The 23,402-nt window shown below is 55.5% G+C and carries 19 protein-coding genes; 6 read left to right on the forward strand and 13 right to left on the reverse strand.

All coding sequences use genetic code 11. The annotated features are described in order from the left end of the window. Positions 1-209: 209 nt before the first annotated feature. Positions 210-338 (reverse strand): manganase accumulation protein MntS, encoded by a 129-nt coding sequence (mntS, locus tag OGV50_RS21705; protein WP_047457949.1) that lies wholly within the window; start codon positions 336-338, stop codon positions 210-212. Between the two features lie 186 nt (positions 339-524). On the opposite strand from mntS, the gene mntR reads away from it, so the two are divergent. Both mntR and OGV50_RS21715 read left to right on the forward strand, forming a co-directional pair. Then, positions 525-998 (forward strand): manganese-binding transcriptional regulator MntR, encoded by a 474-nt coding sequence (mntR, locus tag OGV50_RS21710; protein WP_012133150.1) that lies wholly within the window; start codon positions 525-527, stop codon positions 996-998. Beyond that, complete coding sequence (locus OGV50_RS21715) at positions 995-2,104, forward strand: anion transporter (RefSeq protein ID WP_047457947.1); 1,110 nt, start codon at positions 995-997, stop codon at positions 2,102-2,104. Before mntR ends, OGV50_RS21715 begins: the two co-directional genes overlap by 4 nt. 80 nt (positions 2,105-2,184) lie before the next feature. Here OGV50_RS21715 and ldtB read toward each other — a convergent pair whose 3' ends face one another. Further along, a complete protein-coding gene (gene ldtB, locus OGV50_RS21720; RefSeq protein ID WP_012133148.1) occupies positions 2,185-3,105 on the reverse strand; it encodes a L,D-transpeptidase in 921 nt (306 codons plus the stop codon). A 218-nt stretch (positions 3,106-3,323) separates the two neighbouring features. Here ldtB and OGV50_RS21725 point away from each other — a divergent pair, with 218 nt between their 5' ends. Further along, a complete protein-coding gene (locus tag OGV50_RS21725) occupies positions 3,324-4,919 on the forward strand; it encodes an ABC-F family ATPase (RefSeq protein ID WP_047457942.1) in 1,596 nt (531 codons plus the stop codon). Between the two features lie 82 nt (positions 4,920-5,001). Here OGV50_RS21725 and OGV50_RS21730 read toward each other — a convergent pair whose 3' ends face one another. Both OGV50_RS21730 and OGV50_RS21735 read right to left on the reverse strand, forming a co-directional pair. Then, on the reverse strand, positions 5,002-7,365 hold the full coding sequence (locus OGV50_RS21730; protein WP_200092218.1) for a glycoside hydrolase family 31 protein: 2,364 nt from the start codon (positions 7,363-7,365) through the stop codon (positions 5,002-5,004). A 17-nt stretch (positions 7,366-7,382) separates the two neighbouring features. Beyond that, positions 7,383-8,684, reverse strand: coding sequence for an MFS transporter (locus tag OGV50_RS21735; RefSeq protein ID WP_012133145.1), 1,302 nt, complete (start codon positions 8,682-8,684; stop codon positions 7,383-7,385). 292 nt (positions 8,685-8,976) lie between these two features. Between OGV50_RS21735 and OGV50_RS21740 the strand changes: the two genes are divergently transcribed. Beyond that, positions 8,977-10,050 (forward strand): LacI family DNA-binding transcriptional regulator, encoded by a 1,074-nt coding sequence (locus tag OGV50_RS21740; RefSeq protein WP_286488763.1) that lies wholly within the window; start codon positions 8,977-8,979, stop codon positions 10,048-10,050. Here the strand turns inward: OGV50_RS21740 and OGV50_RS21745 are convergent. From OGV50_RS21745 to OGV50_RS21775, 7 genes are all read right to left on the reverse strand, one after another. Further along, entirely contained in the window at positions 10,047-11,309 is a 1,263-nt protein-coding gene (locus tag OGV50_RS21745) for a DUF1479 domain-containing protein (RefSeq protein WP_049010115.1), read from the reverse strand. The genes OGV50_RS21740 and OGV50_RS21745 overlap by 4 nt on opposite strands. A gap of 150 nt (positions 11,310-11,459) precedes the next feature. Then, on the reverse strand, positions 11,460-12,275 hold the full coding sequence (locus tag OGV50_RS21750) for a Cof-type HAD-IIB family hydrolase (RefSeq protein ID WP_049010113.1): 816 nt from the start codon (positions 12,273-12,275) through the stop codon (positions 11,460-11,462). Between the two features lie 138 nt (positions 12,276-12,413). Continuing rightward, positions 12,414-13,094 (reverse strand): DUF2931 family protein, encoded by a 681-nt coding sequence (locus OGV50_RS21755; RefSeq protein WP_115614928.1) that lies wholly within the window; start codon positions 13,092-13,094, stop codon positions 12,414-12,416. 5 nt (positions 13,095-13,099) lie between these two features. Continuing rightward, entirely contained in the window at positions 13,100-13,780 is a 681-nt protein-coding gene (locus OGV50_RS21760; protein WP_200092221.1) for a DUF2931 family protein, read from the reverse strand. Further along, the gene (locus OGV50_RS21765; RefSeq protein ID WP_200092224.1) at positions 13,777-15,762 is read right to left on the reverse strand and encodes an Hcp family type VI secretion system effector; all 1,986 of its coding nucleotides are present in this window, start codon (positions 15,760-15,762) and stop codon (positions 13,777-13,779) included. Before OGV50_RS21765 ends, OGV50_RS21760 begins: the two co-directional genes overlap by 4 nt. 225 nt (positions 15,763-15,987) lie before the next feature. After that, positions 15,988-18,420, reverse strand: coding sequence for a glycyl radical protein (locus OGV50_RS21770; RefSeq protein WP_012133136.1), 2,433 nt, complete (start codon positions 18,418-18,420; stop codon positions 15,988-15,990). A 4-nt stretch (positions 18,421-18,424) separates the two neighbouring features. Then, positions 18,425-19,324 carry a glycyl-radical enzyme activating protein gene (locus OGV50_RS21775; RefSeq protein WP_012133135.1) on the reverse strand — a complete coding sequence of 300 codons (900 nt, stop codon included), beginning with the start codon at positions 19,322-19,324 and terminating at the stop codon, positions 18,425-18,427. 135 nt (positions 19,325-19,459) lie between these two features. Between OGV50_RS21775 and fsa the strand changes: the two genes are divergently transcribed. Then, a complete protein-coding gene (gene fsa / locus OGV50_RS21780; RefSeq protein WP_286488764.1) occupies positions 19,460-20,122 on the forward strand; it encodes a fructose-6-phosphate aldolase in 663 nt (220 codons plus the stop codon). Between the two features lie 133 nt (positions 20,123-20,255). On the opposite strand, the gene moeB is transcribed toward fsa, so the two are convergent. Together moeB and moeA are read right to left on the reverse strand one after the other, a co-directional pair. After that, positions 20,256-21,017, reverse strand: a complete 762-nt coding sequence (moeB, locus tag OGV50_RS21785) for a molybdopterin-synthase adenylyltransferase MoeB (RefSeq protein WP_049009968.1) — start codon at positions 21,015-21,017, stop codon at positions 20,256-20,258. Beyond that, the gene (gene moeA / locus OGV50_RS21790) at positions 21,017-22,252 is read right to left on the reverse strand and encodes a molybdopterin molybdotransferase MoeA (RefSeq protein WP_286488765.1); all 1,236 of its coding nucleotides are present in this window, start codon (positions 22,250-22,252) and stop codon (positions 21,017-21,019) included. The genes moeB and moeA overlap by 1 nt, the downstream gene beginning before the upstream one ends. A gap of 205 nt (positions 22,253-22,457) precedes the next feature. Here moeA and iaaA point away from each other — a divergent pair, with 205 nt between their 5' ends. Beyond that, the gene (iaaA, locus tag OGV50_RS21795) at positions 22,458-23,399 is read left to right on the forward strand and encodes a beta-aspartyl-peptidase (protein WP_012133130.1); all 942 of its coding nucleotides are present in this window, start codon (positions 22,458-22,460) and stop codon (positions 23,397-23,399) included. Positions 23,400-23,402: the final 3 nt, after the last annotated feature.

Consider the following 23,402-nt stretch of genomic DNA (forward strand, 5'->3'; position numbering starts at 1 on the left):
ATGGGGTCCGCATCTGCGAGCCGCAATATATGCAGGGCTGCGCAACGATAGAGCGTGTGTATAAGAAGGTCAACTACTACAAGGAAAATGTTTTGCGAAGGGGGCAGCAAAACCGACAAAAAGAAAGGGTATTGAGATAAAACCCAGCGCGAGCGCGCCTTGATGCGAGAAGATTGCGTCAAAATGGAGCGGCGTACCGCGACGCCGCGTTATTTTGACGAGGGCTGATCCTGCTCGGGTTTGCCGTTGATCATGTCACACAGCATGGACAGCAGCATTAACCGTACTTTAAAGGGAGAGTGGCTAAACACGCGCATACACCTCTTAAATTCGTTCATAGAAACCTCCTGACTTTACGATCCCATCAATCCGTGAGGGATGCCTGCATTACATACAGATATAGCACAGGCTATATTATATAGCTATTGCTAAAACGTTAAATTTTTGAGCCTGTGCAACTCTGGTTTACAATGGACCCACTCCAGCCAGATGCAATTAACGCGTCACAGTAACGAGGAAGCAGAATGAGTCGTCGCGCAGGTACGCCAACAACAAAAAAAGTGACGCAATTAGTGAATGTCGAAGAACACGTCGAAGGGTTCCGCCAGGTCAGGGAAGCGCATCGCCGTGAACTGATTGATGACTACGTTGAGCTGATTTCCGATTTAATTATCGAGGTCGGTGAAGCGCGTCAGGTTGATATGGCGGCGCGACTTGGCGTTTCCCAGCCGACGGTCGCCAAGATGCTCAAGCGTCTGGCGTCGGTAGGGCTTATCGAAATGATCCCCTGGCGCGGGGTATTCCTGACCGCAGAAGGCGAGAAGCTGGCGCAGGAAAGCCGTGAACGCCACCAGATCGTGGAAAACTTTTTACTGGTGCTGGGCGTCAGCCCGGAAATCGCACGCCGCGATGCGGAAGGGATGGAGCACCATGTAAGCCAGGAAACGCTTGAGGCTTTCCGCCTGTTTACGCAAAAGCACGGAACGCCTTCTGAATGAGTTTTCCTTTTCTGCGGGCATTAAGACGCGATCGTTTCCTGCTGTTATTACTTCTTGTCGGGGCCGGACTCAGTTTGTTCGTCCCGTTTACTCCCCGCACCTGGCCGGGTGCAATTGACTGGCACACCATTATTACGCTGAGCGGTTTGATGCTGCTGACCAAAGGCGTTGAGCTGAGCGGATATTTTGATGTGCTGGGCCGCAGAATGGTTCGTCGTTTTAAAACGGAACGCCGTCTGGCAATGTTTATGGTGCTGGCGGCGGCGGTGCTGTCAACGTTCCTGACCAACGATGTGGCGCTGTTTATCGTCGTTCCGCTGACCATTACCCTGAAAAGACTGTGTGCGATTCCGGTAAATCGGCTGATTATCTTTGAGGCGCTGGCGGTCAACGCCGGTTCGCTGCTCACGCCGATTGGCAATCCGCAAAATATTTTGTTGTGGGGGCGTTCTGGCCTTTCATTTGCGGCTTTTGTCTGGCAGATGGCGCCGCTTGCCGCCGTGATGATGCTGACGCTGTTGGTGCTGTGCGGCCTTTGTTTTCCGGGGCAGGCGTTGCAATACCATACCGGTACGCGCGCCCCTGAGTGGCAACCGCGCCTGGTGTGGAGCTGCTCTGGGTTGTATATCGTGTTTCTGACCGCGCTTGAACTGAAGCAGGAACTCTGGGGGCTGGCGATTGTGGCGGCAGGGTTCATCGTCCTGGCGCGCCGCGTGGTACTGAGCGTCGACTGGACGTTGCTGCTGGTGTTTATGGCGATGTTTATCGACGTGCATTTATTGATACAGCTACCGGTGTTACAGGGCGTACTGCGCCATGTTGAAACGCTCTCTGCGCCGGGGCTTTGGCTGACTGCGCTCGGTCTGTCGCAGTTTATCAGCAATGTGCCCGCCACGATTTTATTGCTCAACTACGTTCCACCGACCGCGTTGCTGGCCTGGGCGGTTAATATCGGTGGTTTTGGTTTGCTACCGGGATCGCTGGCGAATCTGATTGCATTGCGGATGGCAAATGATCGGCGTATCTGGTGGCGGTTTCATTGGTATTCGTTGCCGATGCTGCTCTGGGCGGCGCTGGTGGGATATGGATTGTTGCTGCTGAAGTGATGGCCCGATGGCGCTATGCTTATCGGGCCGACGCGGTAGGCCGGGTAAGGCGAGAGTCGCCACCCGGCACATTGCTTTGATCAGTTCAGACGAACCGGCATACCGGAACGGTTCTGAACGGCCTGCTCAACCACAGACTGATCGACATCAGGCTGGCTGGTGACGCTCTGAACGCTTTTGTTCAGGTTAATCGGTACGATCTCGCCGCCTTCGAACTGTGCTTCAGTGGTAGACAGAGGGTTATGGACTTCAATGTAACGGCTGCCATCTGGCTCAGTGGTCGCTTTCACCGGCTCGTCGATAAACTGTACGCGGGTGCCGACCGGCACATTTTCAAACAGGAACTTGATGTCGTCGTTACGCAGACGGACGCAGCCGTGGCTGACGCGCAGGCCGATACCGAAGTTAGCGTTGGTGCCATGAATCGCATACAGACGACCAATGTACAGCGCGTACAGACCCATCGGGTTATCCGGGCCAGCCGGTACGACGGCAGGCAGCGGTTCGCCCGCCGCGCGGTATTCGGCATGCATTTTCGCCGTCGGCGTCCAGGTCGGGCCTGCTTTCTTACGCTCAACTTTCGTTGTCCAGTTGATTGGCGTGTCTTTCCCTAACTGACCGATACCAATCGGCAGGACGATCACCGTGTTGGTGCCTTTCGGGTAGTAGTACAGACGCATTTCCGCACTGTTAATGACAATGCCTTCATGCACGGTGTCCGGCAGGATCAGCTGCTGAGGAATGTTCAGCACCGTACCGCCTTTTGGCAGGAAGGTATCAACACCCGGGTTCGCTTCCAGCATGTTAGACAGCCCCATCTGGTATTCAGCCGCAAAATACTCCAGTGGTTGGGTATTGCCTTCCGGGATAGTGATCACCTGGTTTTGACCAACGACGCGACTGCCATCGGTCGGTAAAGGATAAGTCACCGCTGAGGCGGTGCTGCAAAAGCCAACTACAGCGAGGGCCGCCGCGAAAAACGTTGTTAATTTCATATTCATGTTATGCGAGATTCAGTGCCTGGCAGGCTATTGGGTTGAGAATTCTGTCATGTTGGGAGCGCATTATATGTGCATTCCCGTTAAGTGGGAATTCAGATGTGTACGAAATCACATTTTTTTCCCGTGAGGACAATTTTAGCGGCTTACCGTGAGGCGCGATCTTATTTAAGACTTGTGGCATAATAAGCGGTTTGTCACATATTTTTCAGGATACGCCAGTGTTAGTTTCCAGCAACGTCACCATGCAGTTCGGCAGCAAGCCGCTGTTTGAAAATATTTCCGTCAAATTTGGCGGCGGCAACCGTTACGGCCTGATTGGCGCCAACGGTAGCGGTAAATCCACCTTTATGAAAATCCTCGGCGGCGATCTCGAACCGACGCTGGGCAACGTCTCTCTCGATCCGAACGAGCGTATCGGTAAGCTGCGCCAGGATCAGTTTGCCTTCGAAGAGTTCAGCGTACTCGACACGGTGATCATGGGGCATGTTGAACTGTGGGAAGTGAAACAGGAACGCGACCGCATCTACGCGCTGCCGGAAATGAGCGAAGAAGATGGCTATAAAGTGGCCGATCTGGAAGTGAAATACGGCGAAATGGATGGTTACTCTGCCGAAGCGCGCGCGGGCGAACTGCTGCTGGGCGTGGGTATTCCGGTTGAGCAGCACTACGGCCCGATGAGCGAAGTCGCGCCAGGCTGGAAGCTGCGTGTCCTGCTGGCGCAGGCGCTGTTTTCCGACCCCGATATCCTGCTGCTTGATGAACCGACCAACAACCTCGACATCGACACGATCCGTTGGCTGGAGCAGGTACTGAACGAACGTGACAGCACCATGATCATCATTTCGCACGACCGTCACTTCCTGAATATGGTGTGTACGCATATGGCGGATCTGGATTACGGCGAACTGCGCATTTACCCGGGTAACTACGACGAGTATATGACTGCTGCCACCCAGGCGCGTGAACGCCTGCTGGCCGATAACGCCAAGAAAAAGGCGCAGATTGCAGACCTGCAATCTTTCGTCAGCCGCTTTAGCGCTAACGCGTCTAAGTCTCGCCAGGCAACGTCTCGTGCCCGTCAGATTGATAAAATTAAGCTTGATGAGGTGAAGGCCTCCAGCCGTCAGAACCCGTTCATCCGTTTTGAACAGGATAAGAAGCTGTTCCGTAACGCGCTGGAAGTGGAAGCGCTCGCGAAAGGCTTTGATAACGGCCCGCTGTTCAAGGGCGTTAATCTGCTGCTGGAAGTGGGCGAAAAACTTGCGGTACTCGGGACTAACGGCGTGGGTAAATCCACGTTGCTGAAAACGCTGGTGGGCGATCTGGCGCCGGATAACGGCACCGTGAAGTGGTCAGAGAACGCGCGCATTGGGTATTACGCGCAGGATCACGAATATGAGTTCGAAAATGACCTGACGGTGTTTGAATGGATGAGTCAGTGGAAGCAGGAAGGCGATGACGAGCAGGCTGTACGCAGCATTCTTGGCCGTCTGTTGTTCAGCCAGGACGATATCAGAAAACCGGCGAAGGTGCTCTCCGGTGGTGAAAAAGGGCGTATGTTGTTCGGTAAGCTGATGATGCAGAAACCGAATATCCTGGTGATGGACGAACCGACCAACCACCTGGATATGGAATCGATCGAATCGCTGAACATGGCGCTGGAGATGTATCAGGGCACCCTGATTTTCGTTTCTCACGACCGTGAGTTTGTTAGCTCGCTGGCGACGCGCGTGCTGGAAATTACGCCGCAGCGTGTGGTGGACTTCAGCGGCAACTACGAAGATTATCTGCGTAGTAAAGGGATCGATGGCTAAAAAAAGCCCGGTGGCGCTACGCTTACCGGGCCTACGCTACAGTTTGTAGGCCGGGTAAGGCGAAGCCGCCACCCGGCAATTTTCAGAGCACCCACTCACTCCCTTCAACGCCATTCACCCGCAGCGTACGTTTTTCCCCTACCGGTAACGATACCTTCAACGTGTTCCATGCCGGACGATAGTCGCCACGCGCGTTGATCTTCAGGTTGACGGTCGCCCCATCGCACACCATCTCCCACTCCACCCACAGGGCATTGCCTGTCTGATAACCCCAGCTTTCGCCATCGTCTTCAAACAGCAGACCGGACGTTGCCCCCACGCCTTTGACCGGGAACAGTTTCAGCTCGCGGGTATCGTCGCGTTCAGCGCTGACATGGGTGATCCGTTCGCTCAGCGGCAGACCTGCACCGGCGCGTACCAGCAGCGGCAGTTTTTCCAGCGGCGCGTTCAGCGTGATCCACTGGCCGCCAGAGAACCATTCGTGGCTATCGAAATCGTACCAGCCGGTTTCGTTATCCGGCAGCCAGACGCGGCGTTCACGTTGACCAGGTTCCACCACGCTCGCCACCAGAATATCGCGGCCAAGCAGGAAGTCGTCGCACTCTGCGAAGGTTTGCGCGTCGTGCTCGTGGTCGAGGAAAGTGGGGCGCAGCATCGGCTCGTCGTCGGCGTGCGCCTGCCACAGCAGCGTGTAGAAGTAGGGCAGCAGACGGTAACGTAGCTCAATCGCGCTACGAATCGCCGGCGTCACGCCCGGGTACATCCACGGCTCATTCACCGTATGATCGTCATTCCATGAGTGGATGGTAAAGCGAGGGTGCATCACGCCGTTCTGTACCCAGCGCACGAACAGCTCCGCATCCGGTTTATCGCCAGAGAAACCGCCGACGTCGTGACCCACGTTATACAGCCCGGACAGACTCATCCCCAGCCCCATGCGGGTGTTGTAGCGCAGGGTATCCCAGCTGGTGCGGTTATCGCCGCTCCAGGTTTGCACGTAACGCTGCATCCCGGCGCAGCCGGAACGGGAGATCAGGTATGGGCGTTTTTCCGGCGCAAAGCGCTGCTGCGCTTCCAGCGAGGCGCGCATCATCAACAGCGGCATGACCGGGCGAATATGTTTGATGGCGATTTCGCGGCCAAAGCCGTGGCAGCGGGCTTCGCCATCCCACACTTCGAACTCGTTGTTGTCGTTCCAGGTGGAGTCGATCCCCATCTCCAGCAACTGCGTGGTGACGCCTTCCTGCCACCAGGCGACGGTTTGCGGATTGGTGAAATCAAGGTTAGAACCTTCGTCATCCCAGAAACTTGAACGTTCCGGCGCGTCGGTTTCCGAATCACGAATAAATAACCCTCTTTCCGCGACTTCGTTGTAGCGCGGGTGATCCTGCAACAGACACGGTTTAATGTTGGCTGCCAGCTTCAACCCCGCATCGTGGAATGCCTGGGTCATCACTTTCGGCTGCGGCACCTTGTCGTAGTTCCAGTTAAAGACGTAGCGTTTGCCGTTAATGGAGGTGTAGCCAGATGAAAGCTGGAACGAATCGCACGGAATCGCGTGTTCATTGCACAGACGGATAAAGTTCATCAGCTGGTTTTGCGCGTCCGGCGCATCGGTGTAATGCATGGTCGAGCCGCTGTAACCCAGGCTCCACTTCGGCCCGAACAGGGTTTTCCCCGTCAGGCGCACAAAGGCTTTGGTGACATCCAGCACACGCTTGCCGGTAAAGATGTAGTAATCGATATCGCCCGCTTCCGCCTGCCAGCGGCGATAGGCGGTGTGATAGTTGTCGATTTCATTGCCCAGATCCAGCCAGCAGCTGCTCAGGTTGTCGTAAAACAGACCGTAGCTGACGTCATCGCGGCGGGCGATGGTGAATGGAATATGTTTGTACAGCGGATCGGTGCTGACCGCGTTATAGCCCATCGCGTCAAGGTTGCGCATCTCATAGCGTTGGCCGTTGCGTTGCAGGTCGCCCGCTTTCTCGCCCAGACCGTAAAAACGTTCATCTTTACGGCGGCTTAAATAGTGCGCCACGCCGTCGCCGTGAGCGTTCAGCAGATAGGCGCTGGTGGGGCGGTCGTTGACCAGCGGCTGCCAGTCGCCCCCCTCATCGCGATAGTGCCACTCCAGCCACAGCGGCTGGTGGACGGTCACGCGCAGTTGCTCAGTGGCGACAATCAGTGCGCCATCCTGCTGCGTCAGTTGCCAGGCCGGGCAGCTAAAGCCGCTGACATCCTCACGGCTGCGGCCTGCCCACGGCACATCCTGCGCCGGGGCGATACTCCAGGTTCTGTCTAATGCCAGTTCGCCTTTACGTTTGATCAGCACGCGAAACAGATTTTCTTCCAGTACGTACAGGCACAGATGGTGTTGACCATCGACCAGCAGTTCCAGATGATGGGCCGACTGTTTCTCTACAATCCAGTTTTTCAGGGTTTTCATACGCAATACATCCACTATCAGGCGCGCTTGGCGCGACGTTCAGCAATAAATGCCACCAGGAAAACAGCGCCAATCAGGTCAAAGAACCCCATGGCGATAAAGAGCGGGTTAAAGCCGATTTTGTCGGCGGTAACGCCAATTAACAGAGAGAAGAGGAAGCTGGCGATCCACGCCGCAGAGCCGCGCATTCCGTTGACGGTCGCCATCTGGCCTTTATCAAACGACTCCACGACCAGCGCGCTTAGCATGCAGGAGATGATCTGATGACCGAAGCCGCCGATGGAGATCAGCACGATGGTGATATACGGATCGCGGGTAATGGCCACGATGCCGAGAGAAATCATCAGAAACGCGCCGGTCACGGAGCTTGCCACCACGGAGTTAACGCGAGAGCAGCCAAACAGACGGGTATACAGGCGGGTGAGATAGCCGCTCGCCACGCTGCCGAGATCGGCGGCGAGGAACGGCAGCCAGGCAAACATGGCGATCTGCTTCAAGTCCATGCCGTGTTCCTTCGCCAGATACAGCGGCACCCAGAAGCTCAGCACCGCCCAGGCCGGTTCTGCCATAAAAGCCGGGATCGCGATACCGTAGAAACGTTTATTTTTCGACACGGTTTTCAGCGCGGTCAGGAAGGGCAGTTTCACGGCCGGAGGCTCGTTATCCTGCTTGATATACTCCAGTTCCTCTTCACTCAGGTTCGGGTGCTGTTCCGGGTTATGGTAGAACGCCCACCACAGGATCACCCACAGCAGCGCCAGCACGCCGGTAAACATAAATGCGCCCTGCCAGCCGAATGAGGCGTGCGCGAAGTAGATGATTGGCGGCGCCAGCATGGCGCCAATTGAGAAGCCGACGCCCGCCCAGCCCGCCGCGACCGGACGCTCTGATTTCGGGAACCATTCGCCGATGGTTTTGGCGTTGGCTGGCGTAGCGGCCGCTTCAGATGCGCCCATAAAGAAGCGCAAAATCGCCAGATGCAGCCAGCTTCCGGCGCCCGCATGGAAGATACACATCAGCGCCCAGATCCCGGCGCAGACCATAAAGCCAATCTTCAGGCCAATCACATCGATCAGCCAGCCGCACAGGGGCTGGAAAATGGTGTAGGCAATCTGGAACGCGCCGACAATCCAGGAGTATTGCTCGGTGGTGATCCCCAGACTCTCTTTTAGCTCCGGCGCCAGGATACCCAGCGAGTTACGCGTGATGTAGTTAACGGTCACACCCAGTAAGAACAGCACCAGCACATACCAGCGCAAATTTTTGATGACGCGGCGGGTTTTACTCGCGGCGACAGTGTTATTGATGTCCTGACTCATTTCTTTTCTCCACAAGACGGACGGTAGGGGAAATAAACGTTTGGGTGTCACACAAATTTTGTTATCTCATTGAAAGTTATCTTTTTATTTATTCTTAGTTGCTATACAACTAGTATGTAAGTTGTGTGACAAGTTCAGGTTAAGTGAGAAAATGGGCGGGCAATAGTGGATTTTGTGCAAGTTTTCTCATTACTAACGGTATCGCTCTGGCAAGATGGACGTTAAGCCAGTTATTTCCCTGTTTGTGCGTTATGAAAATTTTTTCATTTAGCAAATGGAGCAAGATCACAAAATGGATAAAAGGCTCAAAATCAGCGAAATTGCCGCGCGGACGCAGCTTTCCGTCAGCACCGTCTCCCGCGTGCTGGCGGGGAAGGCAAATACCAGTGAAAAAGCGCGCAACAAAGTGCTGGAGTGCGCGCGGGAGCTGGGCGTCATGGACGGGATGGCGGCAGGCAGGCTGTTGCTGAATAGTCTGGTGGTCTTTGCGCCGCAGCGGGCGTTTGATGAGCGGTCCGACATCTTTTACTACCGCGTGATTCAGAACGTGAGTAAAGGGCTGACGGCGTATGAAGTACGGCTGCGTTATTGCGCGCTTGAGGAACTGGACAGTGACACGCAGCTTTTCCTCGCGCGGATGAACGAAGCGGAAACGCAGGCGGCGATTTTGTTAGGGATTGACGATCCGCATATTCACGATTTGGCGGTGGACGTGGGGAAACCCTGCGTACTGATTAATTGCCGCGATCAGCGAATGCGTTTGCCAGCCGTTTCGCCCGATCACCGCGCCATTGGCGAACTTGCCGCTGATTATCTTTTTTCAATGGGGCATCGCGACGTGATGACGGTGCTCTGTCTGCGTCGCTACACGATGGAGCTGCGTCTGGCCGGCATTCGCGACGCCTGGCAAACCCATAATCTGAAATTTAACGATAAGCGGGATTTACTGGTATCGCCGAGTTTCAGTGCGAAAGAGGCGGAGCAGCGGGTCAGCGAATGGCTGGCGAATACGCCGGATAAGGCGTTGCCGACGGCGTTTTTGGTCGGCGGTGATTTTATGGCGGCGGGCGTCATCAGCGCGTTGCAAAAGCGCGGCCTTCGCGTGCCGCAGGATGTGTCAGTGATGAGTATTGACGGCTTTAATCTGGCGGAAATTCAGGATGTGCCGTTAACGGCAGTGCATGTGCCGCGCGATGAGCTGGGGACGGAGGCGGTACATATGCTGCAACAACGTCTGGTTCGTCCGAATGCGCCAATCGGTACGCTGTTGCTGAACGGCACGTTGACGGTGCGGGAGTCGGTGCGGCGGATACGTCCAGGGAAACGACGCACCGCCGTAGAGCGGGAAGGGCTGTATGACGCTTAGCTCATGCCCAGCGCGCGTTTTCCGTGAACGTTCAGATCGCTCAGCGTAAAACGGCCTTCCCAGTTTGTTTCGTAATCTTCACGCGGGAAATCGCCTGGCGATGCGCCCGTTTCCAGCGCGGCTTTGACCTTGTGCGCGTAAGCCAGGTTTTTCTCACACATCGGCGCGGCGGGGATGTACATCACGTTCCCCCAGCCTTGCTGATTTTCCACCGGCGCGACGGAGTGGATCACATCGCAATGCCACCAGACGGAGTCCCCGGCCTCCAGTTGCGGAATACTGGTCAATGCCTCAATCAGCAGCGGATGCCATTGTTGCGAAACCGGCAGCACCCGGCCTGGCGCAACGCCGCACAGTTCATCTTCAGGAACGTCATCCAGCAGGGGGCGTAACAGGATATACGCCATCGCTTCTGGAATCGGCACCACATGCAGCAAGCCCTGGCCCGGCAGCATATCTGACAGCGCCGTCCACCCCTGGAAGGTGCGGAAAACCGAGCATTTGGTGGTGTTATCGACCGTATACTCTTCGACTTCGGTACGGTAGGCGGCATGCCAGGGATCGTACTTCTCCAGTTCGCCGTTAAAGATACTGGCGAAAACCCGTTGATAGGCGGGCAGCAGCCAGCGTTCCAGTGCGCCGGAATCGGTATGCGCCCCCAGACCTTTTGAGGTGGTGCCGGGCGGGCGGCGGCGGATGCGATCCGGGTAGATCACGCTGATATCCGGGTTGAACCACTGTCTGCCGTCGCTTTCAAATGTCCACAGCCGATTAAGGAAAGACTGAACGTTCGCCATCTCTTCGCTCTGACGAGCCTGCATCTGCGCCTGCGACCAGTAAATCGGATAAATTTCAGGGCGGGAGGCGGTTAATGTACCGAAGAAGTTATCGCCGGGACCTTTGTACACCTCATCAAAATGGTTGCGATCCAGATAATCCAGCATGGATTGATCCCATGCCAGCGCCTGTTCCCGCGGAAAATGGCCCTTAATGACCGCGCATCCACGCCGCTTGATCTGTTCACGCTGCGCTACCGTGATGGCGCCGGACTGGATATCCGCGTAAGACAGCGCAGGCCAGACGGCATCGCCCTGCGCTTTGAGCGTATTGATTTCCGCCACGCGTGTGGCAATCACCTTGCTGAGCCTGTCAAAAACTCCCTGCACATCACCGAGCTGCGCCCGCAACGCCTGCTTCATCTGCCGGATCGCCGCTTTATGATCGGCCGGTAATGTATCGCTTGTGAAGGTTAAAGCCATAACCACCTCGCATTGACTTTCATTCGAAACTTAAATTAATTACAAATGACAATATAAGTTATAAATAAGTTAATGCAAGTTTAAAAACTTGATGCGGTACGCAGAATGGAAAAGCAGGAGGAAACCGGAGCAGCGCTCCGGTATCTGGAATCAGACGTTAAAAGGCGGGGCGTTATCCAGTACGGCCTGAATCACGTTTAACGCCCCCTGATGGTTGTTATCATCGGTATGATAACGGCTGAGGGCTTTGATGTTGTCTGCGGCGTTCGCCATCGCGAAAGCGTACCGCGCCATTTTCAGCATTTCCGCATCGTTGTCGCTGTCGCCAATCGCCACCACGTTTTGCGGCGAAAGATCCCAGCGTTTCAACAGACGGCTGATGCCGTTCGCTTTGTGTAATCCCGGTATGATTAAGTCGATGAAGCCGAAGCCGCTGGTCACGGGTTTCATAATGCCGTCCAGCGACGTATGCAGCGCATCAACCACGAAGGGGATCTGCTGGTCTGGCAGGTTCAGTGAAAACTTAAACAGAACATCGTCAATGTCCTGGTAATCTTTCACGGGTTGCAGGCGGTGGTAGTGCTTCGACATCAGCGCCACAAAAGATTCCGGCGCATGTTTGCTGACATAAGCGCTTTTCAGGCCGCAGGCGACAAAATTAAGCTGCTTATCTTTTAACAGCTCGCCAATCACAATACGGGATTCATGCCGGGTCAGTTCGCCATGAAACAGCTGCTTGCCATGCTCATAAACCAGCGCGCCATTTTCCGCGACGAAGGAAATTTCGTCTTTCAGCTCGGGGAAAAAGGAAATGAGTTGGTAATACTGATTGCCGCTGGCGACGACAAATTCGATGCCGCGTTTTTTTAGTTCCTGATACTGCGCCATAAATCGTGCGTGATCGTACTTTTTGGCGTCGTCGAGAAAAGTTCCGTCCATATCAGTGACGATAACTTTAACGGTCATACATTGCTCCTGGCTCAAAACTGCGACCAGAAACATTCTAATAACAAGGTGACGGGGAGCACAAATTTAATTTCATTCGAAAGTGAAACGGCAACTGAAGTCGCCGTATTTGTAGTTGCCTGTCGGGCAAGGATATTGTTAATCCCAGTTTCCATACGGGTAGGTTTTGCCTTTAATGAAATCCTGCGTTGACTGAATGAAATTAAACGTGCCGCCGGGGACGACGTAGTCTTTGCAGAGCGTCATCTCGTTGCCTGCGAGGGTCCACATTTTCAGCGGTTTTACGGGAAGGCTGGGACGCCCGGCGACATCGGGGAACCAGACGTCGACTTTGCCACCAGGGGACAGGCCGAAGAGAAGATTATCGTACCAGACGGCATCCCCGTCCCAGGTATGATCGGCAGGGGTTTTCATCCGTAGCCAGGTTTCTGGTCCGAACACGGCGCTGGTCTCGTAAGTTTGTTTGTCGATATAGGATTCCCAGCAGAAGACAATGTACTGAGGCGGTTTTTTGACTTTGTTGAAAATGACGCTGGGGCCATAGACAGTCGGGGCCCATTTATCGATGGAATCCGGAGCCTGAGCAGTTTGGTCAAGTGTATTGAAGGTATACAGATAACCATCCGTATCAATAACCCGGGCATGAAGGACTTCTGCGGGTAGTTCAGAAGGGGTGACAAAAGAAAAACTCCACTCGCCATAAGGCAGCGTCCAGTCGCCGCTGGCGGCCTGTTTTGACTGCAAAGGTTCAGGTTTCTGCGGGCTGCAGCCAGAGGCGATTATCAGCAGTGGGATTAAAAGCAGTTTGTTTATATTCATCCGCGTTATTCCCAGTCGCCGTACGGGTAGGTTTTGCCTTTAATGAAATCCTGCGTCGACTGAATGAAATTAAACGTGCCGCCGGGAACGACGTAGTCTTTGCAGAGCGTCATCTCGTTGCCTGCGAGGGTCCACATTTTCAGCGGTTTTACGGGAAGGCTGGGACGCCCGGCGACATCGGGGAACCAGACGTTGACTTTGCCACCAGGGGACAGGCCGAAAGTTATATTGTCGTACCAGACGGCATCCCCGTCCCAGGTATGATCGGCAGGGGTTTTCATCCGTAGCCAGGTTTCCGGTCCGAACACGGCGCTGGTCTCGTAAGTTTGTTTGTCGGTATAGGATTCCCAGCAGAAGACAATGTACTGAGGCGGTTTTTTGACTTTGTTGAAAACGACGCTACCGCCAAAGGCCACATCAGTCCATTTGTCCACGGATTCTGAGTCGCGGGACGTCGGGTCAAGCGTATTAAAGGTATACAGATAACCATCCGTGTCTATCACCCGGGCATGAAGCGTTTCCGCTGGTAGCTCATAGGGCGTGATAAAGGAAAAACTCCACTCGCCATAAGGCAGCGTCCAGTCACCACTGGCGGCCTGTTTTGACTGCAAAGGGTGAGGTTTCTGTGGGCTGCAGCCAGTGATTGACAGTAATAGTGTAAGTGTCAGTACGTAATGCCTTTTCATCGTTTTTTTCCGTCCATGTTGTAAATCGTTCTTAGCCAGTCCTCGTCCGGCCGGTTCACAAAGCTGATGGTTTCGCAGGCTGAAGCGCCACCCTGTAATTCCCCGTTCTGTCTGAGATCTACGGCGTTCCAGTGGGCCGAGCAGTGGATATAGTTTTGGGCAATCAAATCCACGTCTTCAGGCGAAAAACCGTTGACGGCTGCATGCCGGCGAGCTGCTTTTCCCATCTCACGGGCATGTTCGCATAACGGTTTCAGTTCATCAGGCAGCGCATGTCCTCTGGTTTTGTCTACGTCAGCAAACAACGCCCCAGCTTCGACTGCGGCATCGACCATTACCCGTAGAGCAACCTTCGACCAGTCATAGCTGACCGTGCGATGGCGCAACGTCAGCGCGGCAAAGGTGCGTTTTTGCGGCTGGCTGTAGCGATCCGCTGGCGCTAAATCGTCCTCCCATACTTCCGGGGTAATAGCGTTGGTACGAATGACGGGCATGATGGCCGGCGAATGCTCCAGCACGCGCAGCTGCGCCATCGTCTGCCGGTAAACGTGAGATTGCGCGCTTGGTTGATTATGAGGCAGGGTTTCCACCAGCGGGCGGGTGAGAAAGAGGTCTTCCCACAGCTGCGGCAGATACCCGCCGCCGATATCGGAATGGGCGCCGGGAAGCGACAGCTCCGGCCAGACCGGGGCAACGCTGTTGAGGGCGAAGTTATAGCGGCACTCGTGTTGGGCGATAATGTGAAACACCTTTTGCGCCACGCCGGGGCGCAGGCGGATGTTGACGTTTCCGGTATCTGCGTTGTGCGGGTTAAGGCCGTTAGCCACCGTACCCACTGCCGCCACGGTGTCCATAATGCCGAGAAAGCGGGTTTTGCCCGATGATGCACCGCTATAGCTCACTTTGCCCATGCCTGCCGAAATTGCATTGGCAATAGCGGGATCTGCTGACTGGACGCGGTTGGCAAAGTGGCGGGCAGCGGCTGCACCGCGACTGAAACCGAAGATATCAAACAGCAGGGTATCGACAACATACTTACCGTTTAAACGAGATCGTGTTTTCTTTATTCCGGCTTCAAGTTGCGCCACCGCATCGTCAGTTTTGGCGATAATCCCGGTTTCTGCGGTGCCCAGCCCCAGGCCTATCGGGTTATCAGGCTCGCCAGCGCGTGTGCCAATGCCCTCAACATAGACAGCACCTTGCATATAGTTGCCGTCAGGTGGAAAGGTTTGTTTATATAACTCATTCAACCAATGAATGTTCGTATAATACCCCAGATAACTACCCGCCCCAATCCCGCTAATCCCCATCTTTTCCGAAGCATTCTTGGCGAGAATGGTTGTCGCATCCGGGCTGTTGATATCAAAGTGCTGCGCCGTTAGCGCCTCAAGCATGTTCCGGGTATTCACCGCATTATTACCCGTGCCATCAAAGAATACCCCCAGCACCAGCGTTACCTTACGCTCCGGCGGCTCTTTGGGAAGCGTGACCTTCTGCATCACCGGGAAAAGACGACCATAATTCTCCGGCGTCAGCAGGTAATCGAATTCGGTACCGGCGATGAGATGACGACTCAGAATATAATCATAATCCACCGATATATATTCATAGTGCATATCGTTCATTTTAGCTAACTGATTAACAGATCGTATTGTTGCCCCGCGAAGTTCGATAAGATAAAACTTTTCCATGTGTCCGTGTTTATTAGTACGGTAAATATCAAACGTCAGTTTTAGACGTTCATTATTATTAATGGCATTATTGAGTAATGGAGAGCTTTTATCCAGGAGTTTGCAAAATTGCAGAACGTGGTGATGGATACGTCCGTTAACGCCGTCCACTGCCTGCGTCAGGCTGAAGACAAAGATTTCATTTTCGTGTCCCAGCTGATAGCGGTTACCAACAGAGGCCTGTGAACCACAACCTGCAGAAATCTTTCCCTGAATATCACCCTCCAGCGTTAAATAAATAATGTTACTCATTTGCTTTCCTGAGTGGGGTGTTTAATCAGGAATAAGCCTAATGATAAAACTGAGGTGTTAACCTGTTATTAATCAAATTAAACGGAAAAAGTGGCCATTATTTAAACGTAAAAGGAATAACTAACATGTTAAATTATAGTGAGTACGGAAAGAAGTATCTTATTATCAGCGTAGTCATATGCAAAAAATCCCCAGCAATGTATGCCGGGGATTTGTGTCTACAAATTAAAGTGTATGTTCAGTACGGGCGATGATATCGTCCTGCGCATCCGGCGACAGCGCGGTAAAGAAGGCGGAATAACCGGCCACCCTGACCACCAGATCGCGATACTGATCCGGGTGCTTCTTCGCGTCCAGCAGCGTTTCGCGCGACACGATGTTGTACTGAATATGCCAGCCTTTATGCACTTCGAAGAAAGTGCGCAGCAGTATCATCAGCTTCTGCTTGTCGGATTCGTTCTCCAGCGTCGCCGGGTTCAGCTTCTGGTTGAGCAACACGCCGCCGAGAATTGAGCCGGTAGGCAGTTTGCCGACGGAGCCAATAACCGCCGTTGGACCGAGATGGTCAGTACCGGAAGCCGGGCTTGCCCCTTCCGCCAGCGGGGTATGCGCTTTACGGCCATCCGGCGTCGCCATCGTTGCCGCGCCAAACGGTACGTTTGCAGAGATGGACGAGGTTCCGGCGTAATAGTTGCCGCCCGTCGGGCCGCGACCGTAACGCGGGTTGTGATACTGCTTCAGCTCGTCGATATAGGTCTGATAAGCGCGGGCCAGCAGGGTATCGACGGTGTCATCGTCGTTACCGTATTTTGGCGCGCCGTTGATCAGTCGCTGGCGTAACTGTTCATGAGTGAGGCCTTCAAAGTCATCGGCCAGTGCGGCGGCAAGCTGCTGTTGGCCGATAGCCCCCTGTTCAAAGACCAGTTTTTTCACCGCCGCCAGGCTGTTGCCGAGGTTAGCGATACCGACCTGCAAACCGGAAACCCAGTCATATTTCGCGCCGCCTTGCTTGATGCTCTTCGCGCGTTCGATGCAATCATCCACCAGCGCCGAGCAGAGAATGTCATGGACGTTCTCTTCCAGCATGGTGTCAACCACGTACTCGATTTCGATCGATTTGCGCGTGTAGTAGCGAATCTGCGTATCCCAGGCGTCCATCACTTCATCGAAGCTGGTGAAGTTACCGGCGGAGAGCGCCTTTTCCTGCGGCAGGAAGACCTTACCGCTGGTGGCGTCGCGACCGCCTTCCAGCGCTGCCAGCATCACGCGGGCAAAGTTAATGAAGCTCATGCCGGTGCAGCGGTAGCCCCATTTGCCACCCACGGCGGTTTCGATACAGCCGATGGCCGCGTAGTCGTAAGCGTCTTGTGGGTCGATACCGAGTTTAATAAATTCCGGGATAACGATTTCGTCGTTATTGAACGCGGGCATCCCAAAGCCGCAGCGAATAACCTGCACGCAGGCATCGAGGAAGTCGTTGCTCATTCCGGCGTGATAGCGCACGCTGAGGTTCGGCTGGGTGGAACGCAGGCGGCCGCAGGACTCCAGAATAGCGTAAGAGAGCGGATTGACCGCATCCACCGGCTGACCGTTGACCAGACTCTGACCGCCAATGGTGACGTTCTGATACAGCGGGCTGCCCGCAGAGGCTTTGGAGTGAGAGCCGGAGCGGATCTTGTTCACTTCCAGCAGCTTCAGCCAGCAGCTGTGCAGCAGTTCAATCGCGTGTTCGCGATCCAGCGTCTGGTTTTGCTCCACATCACGACGGTAATACGGCCAGAGATACTGATCCATACGTCCAAACGAGACGGAGTGGCCGTTAGACTCGATTTGCAAAATTAACTGGATGAAATAGCACAGTTGCAGCGCCTGCCAGAACGTCTGCGGCGGCTGATGGGCGATGAGATCGCAGTTCTCCGCCATCGCCAGCAGTTCGTCACGGCGACTTTCACGGCTTTCTGTCGCCGCCATCTGACGCGCCAGGTCGGCAAAACGTTTGATGTGCAGGCTGACCGCCTCCAGCACGATATCAATCGCTTTCAGGAACTGCTCGCCGTGCAGGTCTTCCAGTACGGTCAGGTTAATGCGCGAACGGCGTTCCGCCACCTTGTCACGCAGACCATCAAGACCTTTTTCCAGCAGCAACGGGAAGTTTACCGCCAGATGCGCGTCGCCGGAGGTCATGTTGCCCTCGGCTTTAATGATGCCGGTTTCCAGCAGACCTTTTTGCTCATCGGTAAACATGCCGTAGCAGCGGTCCTGTACCGTCTGACCACGCCACCACGGGCACACGGCGTGTAAAACGCGTTTGTTCTCTTCGCTGACCGCAAAACCGGCGCCAGGGCGATCGGCCAGATCGTCGATCTCTTTTTCAATCCACGAGACGGTGTATTCCGGGAAGATCGGCGCGGCGCGCACTTCGCTTGCCTGGTTGCCGATAATCAGTTCGTCATGTTTGATCCAGATAGTGCGTTCCGCCAGATGGTGCGCCAGCGCCAGCGCGCGACGAACCGGAATCGGCTTATCCAGATGTTGCTGATACATCTCGGTGTAGTGCTGCGCGCGCTCCGTACATACGGGCGGCTTCACAATGTGCACCAGCGCGGTTTTATGCGCTTTGATGCGGTCGCTGAGCGTATCCAGTTTCAGTGTGGTCATGGGATTATCCTCGTAAAGTCGCGGTTAAACCTTTGCTGCTGGCGTACTGCTGCGCAAAATCAAGCAACGCGGGCGCATCAAGTGGTTTGTCCGGGGCATAGTAGGGCTGACTGAGTAAGTGGTATTTATTGATGCCCAGCGTGTGATAGGGCAGAAAATGGATCTCACCGACGTGCAGTTCGTCGGCGGCAAAATCGGTAATGGCTTTGATCGCCTCTTCATCGGCGTTAAAACCCTGAATGAGCGGCACGCGGATGATCATTTTTTTACCGGCGGCAGCGAGCTTTTTCAGGTTTTCCAGTACGCGAGAAGCGCTGCCATCGGTCCACTGCTTAAACGGCGCCTCGGCAACGTGTTTTAAATCGGCGAGGAACAGATCGACATTCGGCAGGGACGGTTCGATATATTTCCACGGTACGTGCAGACAGGTTTCGACCGCGGTATGGATACCCGCATCATGGCTGGCTTTGAACAACGCGGCGGCCAGTTCCGGCTGCATAAAGGGCTCGCCGCCGGAGAGCGTTATACCGCCGCCGCTGCGATCGTAAAACGGCTTGTCGCGCAGTACGGTGTCCATGATCTCTTCCACGCGCTTTGTTTCGCCGCAGACGGTTAACGCCTGAGTAGGGCAGCAGTGGGTGAGGGCATCCATATGCGCATCGGTCAGTTTTTCGCGATGAATAAGCAGGCCGTTCAGCGCGCGTTCGATCACCTCTGGCGCGGCTTGCGCGCACAGCGTGCACCCGTCAAGGCACAGGCGCGCATCGTATAAGAGATCTCTGGCGCGTGCGCGGCTTTCCGGGTTCTGGCACCAGCGGCAGCCCAGCGAGCAGCCTTTCAGGAAGACAACGGTGCGAATGCCGGGGCCATCATGGGTAGAATAGCGCTGAATATTGAAAATCATAAACGGCCTCTCTTTCTTTCGTATAAAGATTAAATAACTTTCGAATGAAAGTTATGTTGACGCAGGTCAACTCTCAGAGAGGTTTTGTCGTGATAGTCTTAAACTATGCAAAATCTCACAGTTTGAGGAATGGTTATGGAACTCTATCTGGATACGTCTGACATTGAGGCCGTGAAATCGCTGGCGCGTATATTCCCGCTGGCAGGGGTGACGACGAATCCCAGTATCGTGGCGGCAGGTAAAAAACCGTTGGAGGTGTTACTCCCGGAATTGTACGACGCGATGGGCGGGCAGGGGTGTTTATTCGCTCAGGTGATGGCGAGCACGGCGCAAGGAATGGTCAGCGATGCGCGTAAGCTGCGGGCGATTATTCCTGATATCGTGGTAAAAGTGCCGGTTACAGCCGAAGGACTGGCAGCGATTAAATTGTTGAAAGTGGAAGGTATTCCGACGCTGGGGACGGCGGTTTACGGCGCGGCGCAAGGGTTGTTATCCGCGCTGGCAGGTGCCGACTACGTTGCGCCTTACGTTAACCGCGTGGACGCACAGGGCGGGAACGGTATTCAGACGGTTAATGATTTGCAGCAGCTACTGAAAATGCACGCCCCGCACGCCAAAGTGCTGGCGGCCAGTTTTAAAACGCCGCGTCAGGCGCTGGACTGCCTGTTGGCCGGGTGTGAATCCATCACCCTGCCGCTGGATGTTGCGCAGCAGCTTATCAGCTACCCGGCTGTCGATGCCGCAGTAGCGAAGTTTGAGCACGACTGGCAGGGCGCGTTCGGACGAACGTCACTTTGAGCGACGCGTAGACGCCATCTGGCAACATGCCCGGGGCGCTGCGCTTGCCGGGCCTACAAACCATCGTAGGCCGGATAAGGCGTCAGCCGCCATCCGGCACCCGTATACCTGATGGCGACGCGTTTGCGTCTTATCAGGCCGGCACCTGTGCTCCGCATACCTCGCAACCCGGATTGCGCATTAATTTCATTTCGCGGAACTGACAGGTCATCGCGTCGTACATCACAATTTTGCCGGATGCGGGTTGGCCGTAATGCGCCAGCAATTTGATGGCTTCCATCGCCTGCAATGAACCGATCACCCCTATCAGCGGCGCCATAACGCCCGCTTCCACGCAGGTGAGGGCGTTCTCGCCAAACAGACGGCTCAGACAGCGGTAGCAGGGTTCGCCTTCCTGCCAGGTAAAGACGGTGATCTGTCCTTCCATACGGATGGCGGCGCCGGAAACCAGCGGCACTTTGGCGGCGAAACATCCGGCATTAAGCTGATTACGGATGGCAACATTGTCAGTACAGTCCAGCACCAGATCGTGCCCGGCGATAAGCGCATTCAGCGCCGGTTCGTCCAGCAGGGCGTTGATCGGTGTAAGGGTGATATAAGGGTTAATGCGTGCCAGCGCCTCGCGCGCCGAATCCACCTTCGGCTGCCCGACGGTGGCATCGCTGTGCAGCGTCTGGCGTTGCAGGTTCGACACTGAAACGGTGTCAAAGTCGAGCAGCGTGAGCTGCCCAACGCCCGCGCCCGCGAGGTACTGCGTTGCCGCACACCCGAGTCCACCCAGGCCAACGACCAGCACCCGCGCATCCTTTAGCGCTTCCTGTCCTTCAAAATCGAACCCTCGCAGAATGATTTGCCGGTTGTAGCGCATCATCTCCTGGTCGCTGAGTTCCGCCATTACAGGCCTCCAAACAGCGCGTTAAACGGCTCGACTTCCACCCATTCGCCCGCGTCAACGTTACCGCGATCGCGTTCCAGCACAATAAAACAGTTACCCATGCTAAAGGAGCTGAAAATATGCGAACCCTGGTGTCCCGTGGTGGTGACTTCCAGTTCGCCGTCAGCCGTGCGTTGCAGAATGCCGCGCTGAAAATCAAGACGGCCCGGCGTTTTCTTCAGCCGTGAAGCGGTACGCACGCGCTGGCGCGCTGGCAGACCGCTGGCGATATTGCCGCTAAGTTTCGCCAGCAACGGCTGCACGAGCTGATAGAACGTCAGCGCCGCAGAGACCGGGTTGCCCGGCAGACCGCAGAACCAACTGTTGCTCAGTTTACCGAAGGCGAACGGTTTGCCCGGTTTAATCGCCAGTTTCCAGAACGCGATTTCTCCCAGCTCTTCGAGGATCGTTTTGGTGTAATCCGCCTCGCCCACTGAAACGCCGCCAGAGCTGATAACCACATCGGCCTGGCTGTCGGCTTCGATAAAGGCGGCGCGTAGCTGCTGCGGGTTATCGCGAATGATCCCGAGATTGATCACCTCGCAGCCTAACTGTTCAAGCATCAAGTGTACGGTTAAGCGGTTGGTGTCATAAATTTGCCCGTCGCCCAGCGGCTGACCCGGCAATTGCAGCTCATCGCCGGTGGAGAACAGCGCCACGCGCACTTTGCGCACGACCTGCGCTTCGGCGATGCCCAGCGAAGCCAGTACCGGCAGTTCTGCGGTGGTCAGGCGAGTCCCCGCCGGGAAAACCACGGCGTCATGGGTGATGTCTTCCCCACGGCGGCGGATGTTTTGTCCGTTACGAACGTCAGCGGTAAAGCGGATGCCTTCGTCGGTTTGCTCCGTCTGTTCCTGCATGACCACCGCCTCACACCCCGCAGGCACCGGCGCGCCGGTCATAATGCGGATACAGGCGCCAGCAGGCCATTCCCCCTGGAACGGTTGCCCGGCAAAGGCTTTCCCCGCCACCGGCAGCGGTTGACCGGCGGTCAGATCCGCCAAACGCACCGCGTAACCGTCCATTGCGGCGTTATCGAATCCCGGAACGTCCAGCGGGGAGACCACATCGTTTGCCAGGATGCGGCCAACACAGTGAACCAGCGGCAGGGTTTCGAATGCCGTGAGTGGCGTAATGCGCGACAACATCTGGGTGAGCGCCGCTTCAAGCGGCATCAGTCCGGCGGTAAATTCCATGAAAACACTCCTGCGAGGCAAAATCGAATCCGTCTATTATGTCAGAAAATGCGGGCAGGCTGTATGCCACCTCAGACTTAGGGGCTGGCCCTTTACCTTTACATGCCGCCTGCATCTTTCTATATTCAAAAATCGAATCAATAACTCACAACAATTCTGATATTTATAGGGAAAGTTGTGTGCCACCGCTAACGGACGACAAATAATGGGCAAAGCAGTCATTGCTATTCACGGCGGCGCAGGCGCAATTACGCGCGCACAGATGAGCCAGGAGCAGGAACAGCGCTATATTCAGGCGCTGTCGGACATCGTCGAAACAGGACAGAAAATGCTGGAGGCGGGCGAAAGCGCGCTGGATGTGGTGACGGAAGCGGTGCGTTTGCTGGAAGAGTGCCCATTATTTAATGCCGGGATCGGCGCGGTTTACACGCGCGACGCCACCCACGAGCTGGATGCCTGCGTCATGGACGGCAATACGCTTAACGCAGGCGCTGTCGCTGGCGTTCGCCATTTACGCAACCCGGTGCTGGCCGCCAGGCTGGTGATGGAGCAAAGCCCGCATGTGCTGATGGTGGGGGACGGGGCGGAAGCGTTTGCGGCTTCCAGGGGGATGGAGCGCGTTTCTGCCGATCTTTTCTCCACGCCTGAGCGCTATGCGCAACTGCTGGCGGCGCGTGACGCCGGAGAAACGGTGCTCGACCATAGCGGCGCGCCGTTGGATGAAACCACCAAAATGGGCACCGTGGGCGCGGTGGCGCGGGATCGGTTTGGTAATCTGGCGGCGGCCACGTCGACGGGCGGCATGACGAATAAACTGCCTGGTCGCGTAGGCGACAGCCCGCTGGTCGGGGCTGGGTGTTACGCCAACAACGCCAGCGCGGCGGTTTCCTGTACCGGAACGGGCGAGGTGTTTATCCGTGCATTGGCGGCTTACGATATCGCCGCGCTGATGGATTACGGCGGACTCAGCCTGGCGGAAGCCTGCGAGCGTGTGGTCATGGAGAAATTGCCTGCGCTGGGCGGCAGCGGTGGGCTGATTGCCGTCGATCATGAAGGCAACGTCGCCCTACCTTTTAACAGCGAAGGCATGTATCGCGCCTGGGGATATGCCGGAGATACGCCAACGACGGGGATCTACCGGGAGTGAGGA

It is taken from the genome of Citrobacter sp. CK180, from assembly GCF_030333655.1.
In the GTDB taxonomy this organism is placed as follows: Bacteria; Pseudomonadota; Gammaproteobacteria; order Enterobacterales; family Enterobacteriaceae; genus Citrobacter_B; species Citrobacter_B koseri.

Bases quoted from the DNA above. Each gene is read 5' to 3' on its own strand.
- OGV50_RS21730 (WP_200092218.1), bottom strand. From the start codon at position 7,365: ATGAAAACCCTGAAAAACTGGATTGTAGAGAAACAGTCGGCCCATCAT.
- fsa (WP_286488764.1), top strand. From the start codon at position 19,460: ATGGAACTCTATCTGGATACGTCTGACATTGAGGCCGTGAAATCGCTG.
- iaaA (WP_012133130.1), top strand. From the start codon at position 22,458: ATGGGCAAAGCAGTCATTGCTATTCACGGCGGCGCAGGCGCAATTACG.
- moeB (WP_049009968.1), bottom strand. From the start codon at position 21,017: ATGGCGGAACTCAGCGACCAGGAGATGATGCGCTACAACCGGCAAATC.
- OGV50_RS21735 (WP_012133145.1), bottom strand. From the start codon at position 8,684: ATGAGTCAGGACATCAATAACACTGTCGCCGCGAGTAAAACCCGCCGC.
- mntS (WP_047457949.1), bottom strand. From the start codon at position 338: ATGAACGAATTTAAGAGGTGTATGCGCGTGTTTAGCCACTCTCCCTTT.
- OGV50_RS21755 (WP_115614928.1), bottom strand. From the start codon at position 13,094: ATGAATATAAACAAACTGCTTTTAATCCCACTGCTGATAATCGCCTCT.
- ldtB (WP_012133148.1), bottom strand. From the start codon at position 3,105: ATGAATATGAAATTAACAACGTTTTTCGCGGCGGCCCTCGCTGTAGTT.
- mntR (WP_012133150.1), top strand. From the start codon at position 525: ATGAGTCGTCGCGCAGGTACGCCAACAACAAAAAAAGTGACGCAATTA.
- OGV50_RS21715 (WP_047457947.1), top strand. From the start codon at position 995: ATGAGTTTTCCTTTTCTGCGGGCATTAAGACGCGATCGTTTCCTGCTG.
- OGV50_RS21740 (WP_286488763.1), top strand. From the start codon at position 8,977: ATGGATAAAAGGCTCAAAATCAGCGAAATTGCCGCGCGGACGCAGCTT.
- OGV50_RS21765 (WP_200092224.1), bottom strand. From the start codon at position 15,762: ATGAGTAACATTATTTATTTAACGCTGGAGGGTGATATTCAGGGAAAG.
- OGV50_RS21745 (WP_049010115.1), bottom strand. From the start codon at position 11,309: ATGGCTTTAACCTTCACAAGCGATACATTACCGGCCGATCATAAAGCG.
- OGV50_RS21750 (WP_049010113.1), bottom strand. From the start codon at position 12,275: ATGACCGTTAAAGTTATCGTCACTGATATGGACGGAACTTTTCTCGAC.
- OGV50_RS21770 (WP_012133136.1), bottom strand. From the start codon at position 18,420: ATGACCACACTGAAACTGGATACGCTCAGCGACCGCATCAAAGCGCAT.
- OGV50_RS21760 (WP_200092221.1), bottom strand. From the start codon at position 13,780: ATGAAAAGGCATTACGTACTGACACTTACACTATTACTGTCAATCACT.
- moeA (WP_286488765.1), bottom strand. From the start codon at position 22,252: ATGGAATTTACCGCCGGACTGATGCCGCTTGAAGCGGCGCTCACCCAG.
- OGV50_RS21775 (WP_012133135.1), bottom strand. From the start codon at position 19,324: ATGATTTTCAATATTCAGCGCTATTCTACCCATGATGGCCCCGGCATT.